This window comes from Agrococcus sp. DT81.2 (assembly GCF_049844935.1).
Taxonomy (GTDB): Bacteria; Actinomycetota; Actinomycetes; order Actinomycetales; family Microbacteriaceae; genus Agrococcus.
Genome location: NZ_JBNCLZ010000010.1, coordinates 1 through 13,678 on the forward strand (window position 1 = coordinate 1; position 13,678 = coordinate 13,678).

The 13,678-nt window shown below is 72.9% G+C and carries 12 protein-coding genes; 4 read left to right on the top strand and 8 right to left on the bottom strand.

The window, feature by feature from the left end; genetic code table 11:
- Positions 1–214 precede the first annotated feature (214 nt).
- From ACLQ21_RS14730 to ACLQ21_RS14760, 7 genes are all read right to left on the bottom strand, one after another.
- Positions 215–1,000 carry a crotonase/enoyl-CoA hydratase family protein gene (locus ACLQ21_RS14730; RefSeq protein ID WP_425664718.1) on the bottom strand — a complete coding sequence of 262 codons (786 nt, stop codon included), beginning with the start codon at positions 998–1,000 and terminating at the stop codon, positions 215–217.
- A gap of 80 nt (positions 1,001–1,080) precedes the next feature.
- Complete coding sequence (locus ACLQ21_RS14735; RefSeq protein ID WP_425664719.1) at positions 1,081–1,887, bottom strand: PspA/IM30 family protein; 807 nt, start codon at positions 1,885–1,887, stop codon at positions 1,081–1,083.
- 112 nt (positions 1,888–1,999) lie between these two features.
- A complete protein-coding gene (locus tag ACLQ21_RS14740; protein WP_425664720.1) occupies positions 2,000–4,117 on the bottom strand; it encodes a TPM domain-containing protein in 2,118 nt (705 codons plus the stop codon).
- A 92-nt stretch (positions 4,118–4,209) separates the two neighbouring features.
- The gene (locus ACLQ21_RS14745; protein WP_425664721.1) at positions 4,210–4,902 is read right to left on the bottom strand and encodes a hypothetical protein; all 693 of its coding nucleotides are present in this window, start codon (positions 4,900–4,902) and stop codon (positions 4,210–4,212) included.
- The gene (locus tag ACLQ21_RS14750; protein WP_425664722.1) at positions 4,899–5,465 is read right to left on the bottom strand and encodes a sigma-70 family RNA polymerase sigma factor; all 567 of its coding nucleotides are present in this window, start codon (positions 5,463–5,465) and stop codon (positions 4,899–4,901) included. Before ACLQ21_RS14750 ends, ACLQ21_RS14745 begins: the two co-directional genes overlap by 4 nt.
- 50 nt (positions 5,466–5,515) lie before the next feature.
- Positions 5,516–6,154 (bottom strand): FMN-binding negative transcriptional regulator, encoded by a 639-nt coding sequence (locus ACLQ21_RS14755; protein WP_425664723.1) that lies wholly within the window; start codon positions 6,152–6,154, stop codon positions 5,516–5,518.
- Between the two features lie 93 nt (positions 6,155–6,247).
- Positions 6,248–8,113 carry a phosphoenolpyruvate carboxykinase (GTP) gene (locus ACLQ21_RS14760; protein ID WP_425664724.1) on the bottom strand — a complete coding sequence of 622 codons (1,866 nt, stop codon included), beginning with the start codon at positions 8,111–8,113 and terminating at the stop codon, positions 6,248–6,250.
- Between the two features lie 214 nt (positions 8,114–8,327).
- On the opposite strand from ACLQ21_RS14760, the gene ACLQ21_RS14765 reads away from it, so the two are divergent.
- From ACLQ21_RS14765 to ACLQ21_RS14780, 4 genes are all read left to right on the top strand, one after another.
- Positions 8,328–9,761, top strand: a complete 1,434-nt coding sequence (locus tag ACLQ21_RS14765; protein ID WP_425664725.1) for a helix-turn-helix domain-containing protein — start codon at positions 8,328–8,330, stop codon at positions 9,759–9,761.
- Between the two features lie 72 nt (positions 9,762–9,833).
- On the top strand, positions 9,834–10,466 hold the full coding sequence (locus ACLQ21_RS14770) for a low molecular weight phosphatase family protein (protein WP_425664726.1): 633 nt from the start codon (positions 9,834–9,836) through the stop codon (positions 10,464–10,466).
- A gap of 24 nt (positions 10,467–10,490) precedes the next feature.
- Entirely contained in the window at positions 10,491–10,931 is a 441-nt protein-coding gene (locus tag ACLQ21_RS14775) for a helix-turn-helix transcriptional regulator (RefSeq protein ID WP_425664727.1), read from the top strand.
- A gap of 10 nt (positions 10,932–10,941) precedes the next feature.
- A complete protein-coding gene (locus ACLQ21_RS14780) occupies positions 10,942–11,346 on the top strand; it encodes a VOC family protein (RefSeq protein WP_425664728.1) in 405 nt (134 codons plus the stop codon).
- 15 nt (positions 11,347–11,361) lie between these two features.
- Here the strand turns inward: ACLQ21_RS14780 and ACLQ21_RS14785 are convergent, their stop codons facing one another.
- Positions 11,362–13,590, bottom strand: coding sequence for a heavy metal translocating P-type ATPase (locus tag ACLQ21_RS14785; RefSeq protein ID WP_425664729.1), 2,229 nt, complete (start codon positions 13,588–13,590; stop codon positions 11,362–11,364).
- Positions 13,591–13,678: the final 88 nt, after the last annotated feature.

Consider the following 13,678-nt stretch of genomic DNA (forward strand, 5'->3'; position numbering starts at 1 on the left):
AGAACCCCGGACGAGCCAACGCAACCACCACCCCTCAACCAGGCGTTGCACTAACCCCCTGAAGCCAAGCGCGCTGACCGTGTCGAAACCGGGGGGCTGTCTTGCTAGGGCTTGGTTTCGACACGCGCAGGCGCCTTCGGCGCCGGCGCGGCTCAACCAGCGGAAGGGTCGAAACCGCCGCGACGCACCCTCCCAACCGGGATGAGCGGCGGCCTCAGTTCCCCTCGAACGCGATCGGCCGGCCCGCGAGGTAGCCCTCGGCCGCCCGCCGCGCGTCGTTCGTCATGCCCAGGCGCTGCACCGTCGGCAGCAGCGACCCGACCGCATCCGCCGTGTCGACGAGCGCCTCGCGCGCCGCGGCGAGCGTCGCCTGCACGGCGAGCGGCGCCTGCGCCGCGATCCGCTCGGCCAGCTCGAATGCGCGCTCCAGCTCCGTCCCCGCCGGCACGACCTCCTGCACCAGCCCGATGCGGTGCGCCTCCGCCGCGTCGAAGCGGTCGCCGGTCAGCACCCAGCGCATCGCGTCGCCCCAGCCGAGCCGCGGGAAGCGCACCGTCGCGCCGCCGAACGGCATGATGCCCCGCGCGACCTCGAGCTGCGCGAACACCGTCGAGTCGGCGGCGACGACGATGTCGCTCGCGAGCGCGAGCTCGATGCCGAGCGTCAGGCACGTGCCCTGCACCGCGAGCACGACGGGCTTGCGCACCGGCACGGTCTGCAGGCCCCACGGGTCGAGCCCGCCGTCCGGCACCAGGCGGATGCGGCCGGTCGCGAGCTTCGGCGCGATGTCGGCCAGGTCGAGGCCCGCCGTGAAGTGCTCGCCGCGAGCGCTCACGACCCCGGCGCGCAGGCTGGGGTCGCGGTCGAGCTGCCCGTACGCGAGGGCGAGCTCCTGCAGCATCCGCTCGTCGGCGGCGTTGCGCTTGTCGACCCGGTCGAGGGCCATGTGCAGGATGGGTCCGCGTCGCTCGATGGCGACGCGCGGTGTCGTCTCGGTCACGCCGTCAACCTAGCGGGGGGCAGCGAGGAGGGGGCGGACGTTCGTCCACCCCCTCCAAACGCGTCGCCGCGACAGCGCGGTCAGCGGTCGACGACCTCCGCCTCGACCGTGTCGCCCTGCGCGGTCTGCTGCGAGCCGCCGATCGCGCCCTGCTGCGAGCCGCCGCCGACCGCCTTCTGCTGGTCGTGCTTGAGGGCGGCGAGGCGCGCCTCGATCTCGGTCTCGCGGCCGACGTCCTCGAGCGCCTCGAACTGCGCGTCGAGCGACGACGCGGCGAGCTCCTGCTGGCCGACGACCCGCGCCTCCTCGCGGCGGATCTTCTCCTCGAAGCGGCCGATCTCGCTCGTGGGGTCGAGGATGTCGATCGACTTGACGGCGTCGTGCACCTGCGCCTGGGCCTCGGCGACCTTCGCGCGCGCGATGAGCTCGGAGCGCTTCGACTTCAGCTGGTCGAGCTTCTGCTTCATCGTGTCGAGGCCGCCCTTGAGCTTGTCGACGACCTGGTTCTGCGACTGGATCGACGGCTCGGCGGCGCGCGCCTCCGACTCCGACTGCATCTGCTTGCCGATGGCGACCTTGGCGAGGTTGTCGAACTTCGCGGCGTCGGTGGAGCCGGTGGCGCGCAGCTCGTCGGCGCGCTGGCTCGCGGCGAGCGCCTTGCGGCCCCAGTCCTCGGCGGCGCGCACGTCCTCCTGGTAGTCCTGCTCCTGCAGGCGCAGGTTGCCGATCGTCTGCGCGATGGCGGCCTCGGCCTCGGCGATCGAGTTCGTGTAGTCCCGGACCATCTGGTCGAGCATCTTCTGCGGGTCCTCGGCCTGGTCGAGGAGCGCGTTGATGTTGGCCTTCGCGAGCTGCGAGATGCGGCCGAGGATGGACTGCTTGGTCATGGTCTTCCTTCCTGCGGATGCCGCCGGAGCGGCCCTTGTGGGTATGTGCCGTGGTTGTGGATGGATGGATGAGGTTGGCGGATGCGTCGGCGCGTACGCGCCGCGCGGGCCGTCACTCGCCGAAGAAGCCGCCTCCGCCGCCGAAGTCGCCGCCGCCGCCGGAGAAGCCCCCGCCGAAGAAGCCGCCGCCACCGCCGCCGCCGAACGAGCCGCCGCCGCCCGAGAAGAGGTCGCCGAGCCCGCCGCCTCCGCCGCCGTCGCCGCCTCCGCTCCCGAACGGGTCGGTGTAGCCGCCGCCGTGGCCGCCGATGCCGGGACCGTTCAGCATGTCGCCCAAGATGTACCCGAGCAGGCCACCGGTGAGCATGTCCTGCCCTCGGCCGCCGCCCATGCCCATGCCGCCGCGCCCGCCCCGGCCGCCGCGGTAGTACGGGTTCTGGGCCCGCCCGCCCCAGCCGCCGACGTCGCCCGACGCATCCTGCATCGCCTGCTCCGCGTGCTGCGAGGCAGCCTGCGCGTACTGCGACGCCGTGCCCGGGTCGGCCTCGCGCAGGCGCAGCGCCTGCGCGAGCTCCTGCTGCGCGGTCGCGAGCAGCTGGCGCGCGTGCGGGCCGACGCCGATGCGGCGCGTGTAGATGTAGTCCTCGGCGCGGTCGATGTTGGCGCGGGCGGAGTCGATCCAGCGGTCGAGCGTCGACTGCAAGCGCTGCATGTCAGCGCCACCCTGCCGCAGCTGCGCGGTCGCCTCGTCGAGGCGCTGGTTCGCGCGCTGCAGGTTGCTCAGCACGGTGAGGGTGTCGGTCGGGCGCTGCTGCGCGACCGCGACCTGCTCCTCGACGTGGCGGATGAGCGGGGCCAGGTCGATCGTGTTCGTGCTGCGGAGCGTCTTCGCGGCCGCGATGTCGCCGATGGAGTCCTGCACGAGCTCGTCGAGCTGCCTGCGCGACTGCTGCAGGTCGCGCTCGGCGCGCTCGACTGCCGCGAGCAGCCCGGACGCCTGCGCGAGCGCGGCCTCCGCGGCGTGCACCGCGAGCGCCGCGTTCGAGCCGTTGCCGGTCTGCACGGCCTCGCGGCCGGCGGCGAGGGACTGATCGATGTTCGGCAGCTGCCGCTCGGCGCCCGCGATGTTCTCGCGCACGGGGTCGATGGATGCGCCCGAGTGCACGTCGTCGAGGCGGTCGAGGATCTGCCGCGCGTTCGCGATGCGCCCGTCGAGCTGCTGGCGGGAGTGGCCCAGCGACTCGAGCACCTGCGGCGCGGTGCGCTCGAGGTCGCGCAGCTGCTCGAACGACGTCGCGTGGCTCGCGAGCTCGGTGCCCGCGCCGTTCGCGATCTGCAGGATGCGGCTCGACCACTCGTGCCGCTCCTGGTCGGTGTCGGGGAAGGCGTCGTCGAGCTGCTGCTGCAGCGCGAACGCTTCCGCGAGGCCGGCCTTCGCCTTGTCGAGCGCTTCGCGGTAGGGCCGCACCGCCTCCTCGCCGAACTGCGCGTTCGCGAACGCGAGCTCCTGCTCGCTCTGCTGCACGGTGTCGTCGAGCTGCACGAGCGCGATGTCGGCGCGCTGCTTGAGCTCGTCCAGGCTCAGCTGCTGCTGCTCGATGGCCGCCTTCTCGCCCTTGCGCTTGCGGTTCGCGCGCACGCCGCGCGTCACGAGCCACGCGCCACCGCCGACGACGGCCGCGCCGCCGACCAGCAGGACGACCGGCCACGGGTCGATGTTGACCTCGGTGCCGCCGTCGCCGAGGCCCCCGCTCTCGGCAGCCTCGCCCACCGCTGTGCTGAACGCGGTGACCCCGCCCTCGAGGTCACCGTTGTTCAGCGCTGGCAGCAGCTGCTGCTGCAGCAGCTGCTGGACGTCGGCTTCGCTGACCGGGTAGCCCTGCGCGTACCCGTAGCCGTACTGACCGTCGTTCATCGCGATGGCGACGAGGAGGTCGTCCCCCTGCAGACCCGAGGCCTCGGCCGCCTGCACGGACCAGTCGCCCTTGTCGATGCCATCGAAGGAGTCGACCACCACGACATAGACGTCGGCGGGGGAGGACGCGTTGTCCTCCTCGAGGGCCGCGGTCACCGATGCGTCGTCGCCCGCGTAGTCGCCGGTGGTGTCGACGAAGGGGTCGCCCGCGACGTCGACCGGGTCCTCGGTGACGAGCGCTCCGGCGGAGAGCCCGAGCAGCCCGGCCGCGCCCAGCGCGACTCCCACGAACGGGCGGACGATCCGGACCTGCATCTGGCGCTCCCTGCCGCCGGCGCTGTCGGTGTGCCGGCTTGGCGCGAGTCTAGCCAGCGGATGTGGCCGGAAACCTTGGAGATCCGTCGCTCTCAGCGAACGTCACCGGTCCAGGGATCGCCCACGATCGGCACCGGTGCGGCGCCGTCGACCGCCACGAGCGCGACCGGCGAGGGCCCCGCCGGCTCGCCCTCGCCGCAGGCATCCGCGGGCAGCACCGCCGACTCGGCTGCCAGCTGCACGGTTCGACCGGGTTCGAGCGTCAGCGCCTCCTGTTCGCCACCACCCGCGACCCTCGCGCCGTCATCCACCAGCGCCAGGCTCCGCACGTCGATCGCGGCGACCTCGACGGCGTCGGCGCCGGCCGTGCTGATCCACACCGGTGCTGCGCCGTCGGCCGGGTCGGTCGCGAACGCGAGCACGAGCCCCACGTCGCCCGCGCGCGTCAGCCCGCACGCGCCGGCCGCCGGCTCCGAGAGGGTCTCGCCGGCGCCGCTGTCGCCGCCGCCGGTGCCCGACTCCTGGCCCGATGCCGGGCCCGCCTCTTCGGCGGGGGCGCCCGCGTCCTCGGCGAGCCCCGGCGCGCTCGTCGGCTGGAACGACTGCAGCCCCGGCGCCACGAACGGCGCGATGATCAGGATGCCGGCGCCCGCCGTCGCCGCGGTCACGGCCGCGACCTTCGGCCGCCGCGTGCGTCGCGCGCCGGCGATCGCCGCATCCACATCGAGCCGCGTCGTGGGCGGCGGGATCTCGTGCAGCCGCCGCCGCAGATCGTCGTCGCTCATGCTCGGCCTCCCGTCGACCGATCGGGCTGCGTGGGGTCTGCCGCGCGCTCCGCCTCGCGAGCCGCGCGCTCCTGCTCCCGCTCGAGCATCCCGCGCAGCTTGCCGAGCGCATCCGACAGGTACCGCTTCACGGCGCCCGCCGAGATGCCGAGCTCGGCTGCGATCTGCTCGACCGTGCGGTCCTCGTCGTAGCGCAGCACGATGCATGCGCGCTCGCGCGGAGCGAGCCGCTGCAGCCGGTGCGCCATGTCGAGCCGCTCGCCGGTGAGCGTCGAGCCGGAGTCGACCAGCTGCCGCTCGACGACGAGCGGCACGATGCGGCGCCAGCGCTGCCCGCGGCGGGCGCGGTCGAGGAAGCGGTTCGCGATCGCCTTGCGCACGTAGGCCTCGGCCTGCTCGACCTCGAAGCCGTTGCGCAGGCGGCCGAACGTGGCGGTCAGTGCGTCCTGCACCATGTCTCGCGCCTCCTCCTCGTCGCCGGTCAGGAGCATCGCGTACCGCACGAGCGCCTCGCCGCGCTGCGCGACGAGCTCCGCGACGACCAGCTCCCACCTGGCTGCCACGCGACTCCCTCCTACTGCCTAAGACGAACGAGCCGGCCCGAAGGTTGGGCTCAGCCGGCCGCGCGCATGCGCTCGGCGAGTCGGGGATGCGTCGCGTCGAGGTGCGTGAGCACGCTCGCCCGCGTCTCGGGCGACTTGTTCTGGCTCATCTTCGCCTTCGCGTCGAAGGAGCGCACCCGCAGGCGCAGGCCGACGGTGCCCATCGCCATGCCGCGGTTGCCCTCGTCGTCGATGTCGAGGCGCACGCCGCCGTCACCCACGTAGCGCTGCTCGAAGTGCTCGACGAGCTGGTGCAGCACGCGCATGTTCTCGTCCGCGTCGAGCAGCTCGACGTCGCACGTGAGCGTCGCCATCTCGAAGTTCCAGGTGGGCACCTGGCCGCGATCGTCGCCGACGTACCAGCTGGGGGAGATGTAGCCGTGCTCGCCCTGCACGACCACGAGCATCTGCGGCTCGCCCTCGTCGGCCGAGCGCTCGGCGAGCAGGCCGTGGCCGCGCGCATCCGCCCGGCCGAGGTGCGTCACGAGCACGAGCTCGTCAGCGGTGCTGCGCTCGTCGTCGACGAGCACGGGCGAGGGTGACGCGACGGGCCCGGATGCGGGGTGCGACACGAGGATCATCCACGGCGCGCGGTTCGCGAGCGCGCGCACGTCGGCGAGCCCCACGCGGTACAGAGGATTCGGCTGCATGCCCCGATTCTCCGCCATCTCTCGTCGAACTTCCCGAAACCGAGGGGTTCGGTGCGAGAACCCCGCCGTTTCGGGAAGTTCGGCCGCCGCCCGTCAGGCCGCGACGGTCTGCTGCATGTGCTCGAGGCGCCACCGCACGTGGTTGAGCTGGCGCACGAGGCCGGTCGGCAGCGCGCGGCCGAACTGGCCGAAGAACGCCTCGACGTCGACGAGCTCCGTGAGCCATGCCTTCGCGTCGATCTCGAACAGCTCGTCCATGACGGCGGGCTCGATGTCGAGGCCGTCGAGGTTGAGCGCGTCGGCAGCCGGCATGACCCCGATCGCGGTGTCGACGCCGGGCGCCGTGCCGTCGACGCGGCCCGCGATCCACTCGAGCACCCGGGCGTTCTCGCCGAACCCGGGCCAGAGGAATCCGCCCTCGTCGTCGCGACGGAACCAGTTCACCGAGAAGATCTTCGGCGCGCCACGGCCGAGGCGGTGGCCCATGTCGATCCAGTGCGTGAAGTAGTCGCCCATGTTGTAGCCGCAGAACGGCAGCATCGCGAACGGGTCGCGGCGGATCTCGCCGACCGGGCCCTCGGCGGCGGCGGTCTGCTGGCTCGACACGGTCGCGCCGACGTAGACGCCGTGCTCCCAGTCGCGCGCCTGCAGCACGAGCGGCACCTGCGACGGCCGGCGGCCGCCGAAGATGATCGCGTCGAGCGGCACGCCGGTCGGGGCATCCCAGTCGGGCGCGATCGACGGCGCCTGCTCGGCGCGCACCGTGAAGCGGGCGTTCGGGTGCGCGGCCGGGCCGTTCGCCGGGTCGTAGGGGCGGCCCTGCCAGTCGATGAGGCCCTCGGGCGCCTCCTTGGTCATGCCCTCCCACCAGACGTCGCCGTCGGGGGTGAGCGCGACGTTCGTGAAGATGGTGTCGTGGCTCATCATCGCCATCGCGGTGGCGTTCGTCTTCTCGCTCGTGCCGGGCGCGACGCCGAAGAAGCCGTTCTCGGGGTTGATCGCCCACAGGCGCCCGTCGGGGCCGGGGCGCATCCAGACGATGTCGTCGCCGAGCGTCTCGACGGTCCAGCCGGGGATCGTCGGCTGGAGCATCGCGAGGTTGGTCTTGCCGCACGCCGAGGGGAAGGCGCCGGCGAGGTGGATCTGACGGCCGTCCTCGTGCTTCATGCGCAGCAGCAGCATGTGCTCGGCGAGCCAGCCCTCGTCGCGAGCCTGCACCGAGGCGATGCGCAGCGCGAAGCACTTCTTCGCCAGCAGCGCGTTGCCGCCGTAGGCCGAGCCGAACGACCAGATCTCACGCGTCTCGGGGAAGTGGGAGATGTAGCGGGTCGGGTTGCAGGGCCACGGCACGTCCTCCTGGCCCTCGGCGAGCGGCGCGCCGACCGAGTGCACCGCGGGCACCCAGTCGTGCGTGCCGTGCATGGCCTCGAGGGCCGCGGTGCCGACGCGGGTCATGAAGTGCATGGATGCGACCACGTACGGGGAGTCGGTGATCTCGATGCCGAGCTTGGAGATCGGGCCGCCGACCGGGCCCATCGAGAAGGGGATGACGTACATCGTGCGTCCGCGCATCGCGCCGTCGAAGAGGCCGCCGAGCACCTGCCGCATCGCCTGCGGGTCGCGCCAGTTGTTGGTGGGGCCGGCGTCGTCGGCGTCCTCGGCGCAGATGAAGGTGCGGTCCTCCATGCGGGCGACGTCGTCGGGGTCGGAGCGGGCCAGGAAGCTGCCCGGTCGCGCCGGGACGGGCACGATCGTGCCCGCATCGAGCATCACGTCGGTGAGGCGCTGCAGCTCCTCCTTGGTGCCGTCGCACCAGACGATGTCCTTCGGCTCGAGCAGGTCGGCGATGCTCGCGACCCACGAGACGACGCCCGGGTCGGCACCCTCGGGAGCGTTCACGGCCTTCGGCCTCACGGGCTTGGCGGCGGAGCGGGACGGCGCGGCGGGAAGGATCGTCATGCTCTGAGTCTCCGCCCCTGACGGATGCGGATGCAGGCCGAGTCGCTAGAAGGTTCGGTCATTCCTTCGCCAGAGTGAACCTCGCGCTGGAGAAGCGCGGCGTGCGGACGGCCGAGGCCCGCGGCCGCGCGGTCATGCGGGCCGTCCGGCGCCTGCGAGGCACCCGCCGCAACGCATGTCGGAAAGATCGCCGGGAGTTTCGTACACTGTCGCCATGGTCGACGCAGCAATTCTGGGGCACCGCATCCGTCATTTCCGCACGGCCGCCGAGCTGACGCTCGACGCGCTGGGGGAGCGGATCGGGCTCGCCGGCAGCCAGCTCTCGCTGATCGAGAACGGGCACCGCGAGCCGAAGCTGAGCCACCTGCAGGCGATCGCCGAGGTGCTGGGCGTGGGCACCGCGCAGCTGCTCGACCCCGAGCCGCCGAGCGAGCGCTCGCGCATGGAGCTCGACTTGCAGCGGCTGCAGGACGGCGCGAGCTACCGGCGGCTGGGCCTGCCCGCGGTGCGCCCCACCCGCTCGATGAGCGACGACCTGCTCGCGGCGCTCGTCGGTATGCACCGCGAGCTCGACCGGCGCGCCCGCGAGGCGATCGCCACCCCCGAGCAGGCGCGGCGCGACGCGACGGCGCTGCGGCACCGCATGCGCGAGCAGTCGAACGAGCTGCCGGCGCTCGAGGAGCTGGCCGAGGAGCAGCTGCGCGCCGTCGGCTACGAGGGCGGCAGCCTCACGCACCGCACGGTGAGCGAGATGGCGGCGCGGCTCGGCTTCGAGCTCGTCTACGTCACCGACCTGCCGCACTCGACCCGCTCGGTGACCGACCTCGAGAACGGCCGCATCTACCTGCCGCCGGCGTCGATCCCCGGCGGGCACGGCCTCCGCTCGATGGCGTTGCAGGCGCTCGCGCACCGCCTGCTCGGGCACCACGAGCCGCGCGACTACAGCGAGTTCCTGCAGCAGCGGCTCGAGATCAACTACTTCGCCGCCGCGACCCTCATGCCGCGCTCCCGCGCCGTCGACTATCTGCGCAAGGCGAAGAAGGAGCGGAACCTCGCCGTCGAGGACTTCCGCGACGCGTTCGGCGTCACCCACGAGACGGCCGCGATGCGGTTCACGAACCTCGCCACGACCCACCTCGACCTGCGTGTGCACTTCCTGCGGGTGCAGGAGGATGGCGCGCTCTCCCGCGTCTACGAGAACGACGGCATCCCGATCCCGGTCGACGCGTCCGGGCACGCGGAGGGCCAGCTCGTGTGCCGCAAGTTCGCGGCCCGCACCGCGTTCGAGCGCACGTCGCGGACGACGGAGTTCTACCAGTACACCGACACGCCCAACGGCACCTTCTGGTGCTCGACGCAGACGGGCTCGGGCGCCGACGGCGAGTTCTCGATCTCCTTCGGTGTGCGGTTCGACGACGCGAAGTACTTCCGCGGCGCCCAGACGGCGTTCCGCGAGGTCTCGACGTGCCCCGACGCGCGCTGCTGCGCCCGCCCGGACGACGGGCTCGTCGACCGCTGGCGCCGCAAGTCGTGGGCGTCGGCGCGCATGCACCAGCACACGCTCGCGCCGCTGCCTTCCGGCACGTTCCCCGGCGTCGACGACGCCGAGCTGTACGCCTTCCTCGAGCGGCACGCCCCGGCCATCTGAGCCGCGCCCGCTCTTGGCAGGGGCACAGGCCGCCCGTAGCCTAGAAGGGCCACGTCGACCGAAGGAGCCGACATGACCGAGATCGAGGACGGGCTCAGCTCCCCGGATGCGACCCTGCGGCGCGGCGCGGCGCACCTCGCGCAGCAGCACCCCGATCTCGATCCGCGGCTCGTCGAGCGCGTGGTCTTCGAGTCGCACGCGACGCTCGCCCGCGGCGCCCGGGTGCGCACGCATCTGCCGCCGCTCGCGCTCAAGTTCGCGGCTGACCGGCTGCGGGCGCTCGAGCGCTCGGCGGGCGGTGCGCAGGGCGGCCCGCTGCTCGTGCTCGTGGAGTCGATCCGCAACGACGGCATCTCGCAGATGGCCGCCGCCTACCTCAACGCGCTCGGCGAGGGCAGGGTCGAGGCGCTCTCGGCAGCCCTCAACCCGGCTGTGGAGGTGCTCCGCACCGTCGGCGACGTGATGGAGGAGGACGGCGTGCCGCTCACCGACAGCTTCCCGAAGCCCGTCACCGACGACCTCGCCCGCGCCGCCGACGTCATCATCACGATGCTCATCGAGCACCCCTTCGACCTCGTCCCGGGCCAGCGCATCGAGGCGTGGGACTTCGACGACCCCGCCGGGCTCAGCACCGACGAGGTGCGACGCATCCGCGACCGCGTCCGGCGCCAGGTCACCCAGTTCTTGACGGCCCTGCCGCGCTGACGCGGCATCCGCGATGATGGGCGGATGGCCGACCTCGACGAGCTGCGCCGCCTGCGGCGGGCGCGCGACCGCATGGACCGCGAGTTCGCCCGGCCGCTCGACGTGCCTGCGCTCGCCCGCACGGCGCTCATGTCGACCGCCCACTTCAGCCGCCGCTTCCGCGACGCCTATGGCGAGACGCCCTACGCCTACCTCATGACGCGCCGCATCGAGCGGGCCGCGGCGCTGCTGCGCGGGGGAGATGTGAGCGTGACGGATGCGTGCATGCAGGTCGGGTGCACGAGCCTCGGCTCGTTCTCGGCCAGCTTCACCAAGCTCATGGGCGAGACGCCGAGCGCCTACCGCGCGCGCGACCACGAGGCGCTCGACGGCATGCCAGGCTGCCTCGCCATGGTGCTGACGCGGCCGCGCAAGGGCGACCCGTCGAGCAGGTTCCGAGAAGCGCGCCGCGCGGTGCCCGCCTAGTCTCGACGGCATGAGCATCTCCATCAGCGCAGTGCACGTCATGGTCGACGACACGGATGCCGCCGTCGGCTTCTACCGCGACGTCCTCGGGATGACCGTCACGAGTGAGGTCGAGAACGAGGGCTTCCGCTGGGTGACCCTGTCGCCCGAGTCGCAGCCCGACATCCAGATCGTGCTCTCGCACCCGCGCGCGGGCCGCTCCGAGCAGGACGGCGAGGCCGTCGCCGCGCTGCTCGCGAAGGGCGAGCTCGGCAGCGTCAACCTGCGGGCCGGCGACCTCGACGGCGTCTTCGAGCGCGCGACGACCGCCCCAGGGGTCGAGATCGTGCAGGAGCCGACCGACCAGTTCTGGGGCGTGCGCGACATCGCGCTCCGCGACCCGGCCGGCAACCTGGTGCGCATCGAGCAGGGCTGACGGCCCGGCGCCCGGTCAGCCGATCGGCCGGAACCACCGCAGCGTCAGCGAGTGCAGCACGACGAAGACGCTCGACAGCGCCATCGCGGCGCCCGCGATGAGCGGGTTCAGCAGCCCCAGCATCGCGAGCGGGATCGCCAGCACGTTGTACGCGAACGCCCAGAACAGGTTGCCGCGGATCGTGCGCAGCGTGCGACGCGACAGCGCCACCGCGTCGGCGGCGCCCGCGAGGTCGCCGTGCACGAGCGTGATGTCGGCCGCCTGCTGGGCGGCGTCGGTGCCGGTTCCCATCGCGAGCCCGAGATCCGCCGCGGCGAGGGCCGCCGCGTCGTTGACGCCATCGCCGGCCATCGCCACCTGCGTCCGCCGCCCATCGGCGCCGCCCGCCTGCTCCGCCCGCACCGACTCGACCTTCTGCGCCGGCGTGACGCCGGCGATCACCCGGCGGATGCCGACCTCGGCCGCCACCGCCCGCGCGGCCCGCTCGTGGTCGCCCGTCAGCATCACGACGTCGATGCCGAGCCTCGCGAGCCGCTCGACCGCAGCCTTGCTGGTCGCCTTGACCGTGTCACGCACCGAGACGACGGCGCGCATCCGCCCGTCCCACGCGATCGCGAGCGCGGTCGCGCCCTTCGCCTCGGCCGCCTCGAACGCGACCGCGAGCTCGGCGGGCATCGCGATGCCCCAGTCGGACGCGAGCCAGGCGGGCTTGCCGACCTGCACCGCGCGACCCTCGACGACGCCCACGACGCCGGCGCCCGGTGCTGCCTGAACACTGGCGGCGCGCACGTCGGTCGCGACCGCGACCTCGTCCACCGCGGCGACGATGGCGTGTGCGATCGGGTGCTCGCTCGCGCGCTCCACCGCGGCGGCGACGCGCAGCGCCTCGTCGGCGTCCTCGCCGGGCGCGGCGACGACGTCCTCCACGCGCATCCGTCCCTCGGTGACGGTGCCGGTCTTGTCGACCAGCATCGTCGTGATGCCGCGGCTCGACTCGAGCACGCGCGCGTCGCGGATCAGGATGCCGAGCTCGGCGCCGCGGGTCGTGCCGGCCAGCAGCGCGGTCGGCGTCGCGAGGCCGAGCGCGCACGGGCAGGCAATGATGAGCGTCGCGACCGCGGCGGTGAACGCAGCGGCGACGTCGCCCGTGAGCACGAGCCAGCCGATCAGCGACGCCAGCGACAGCACGAGCACGGCGGGCACGAAGTACTGCGAGACCCGGTCGGCGATGCGCTGCACATCGGCCTTGCCCTCCTGCGCGCGCTGCAGCAGCGAGGCGATGCGGCTCAGCTCGGTGTCGGCGCCCACTCGGGTCGCCTCGACGACGAGCATGCCGTGGCCGTTGATCGTCGCGCCGACGACCTCGCTGCCCGTCGTGACCTCGACGGGCAGCGACTCACCCGTCAGCAGCGACGCGTCGATCGCCGACGCGCCCTCGACGACGACGCCGTCGGCAGCGATCTTCTCGCCCGGCACGACGCGGAAGCGGTCGCCGACGACGAGCTCGCTCACGGGCACGCGCGACTCGACGCCGTCGCGGATGACGCTCGCCTCCTTCGCGCCGAGGCGGGCGAGCGAGCGCATGGCCTGCTGGCTCGAGCGCTTCGTGCGGTGCTCGATGTAGCGCCCGCCGAGCAGGAACACCGTGACGATGGCGGCGACCTCGAGGTAGAGCTCGTCGCCGTGGCCGCCGAACCACTGCAGCTCCATGCGCATGCCGATCTCGCCCGCCGTCCCGAAGAGCAGCGCCCACAGCGACCAGCCCATCGCGGCGATGACGCCGAGCGACACGAGCGTGTCCATGGTGGCGGCGCCGTGGCGCAGGTTGACGGCGGCGGCGCGGTGGAACGGCCAAGCGCCCCAGATGGCGATCGGCAGGGTGAGGGCGAGCGCCACCCACTGCCAGCCGTCGAACTGCAGGGCGGGCGCCATCGACAGCACACCGACCGGCACGGCGAGCACGGCGGATGCGATGAGCCGGGTGCGCAGCGACGTGCCGCGCTCGTCGCGGTCGACGTCGGGCTCCGGCTCCGGCACCACGGCGGTGTACCCGGTCTGCTCGACCGTGCGGATCGCATCCGCCACCGTGGTGCCCGCCGGGAGCGAGACGTGCGCGACCTCGGTCGCGTAGTTGACGGTCGCGGTGACGCCCGGCAGCTTGCTCAGCTTGCGCTCGATGCGGTTGGCGCAGGAGGAGCAGGTCATCCCGCCGATCTCGAGGTCGATCGTCTGTGTGTCCGTCATGCCGACCATTATACCCCCTGGGGGTATCGGAGCGCATCCGGAAACCACAAGAGCGCCGGTCCCGCAGGGGGACCGGCGCTCCGGAGGT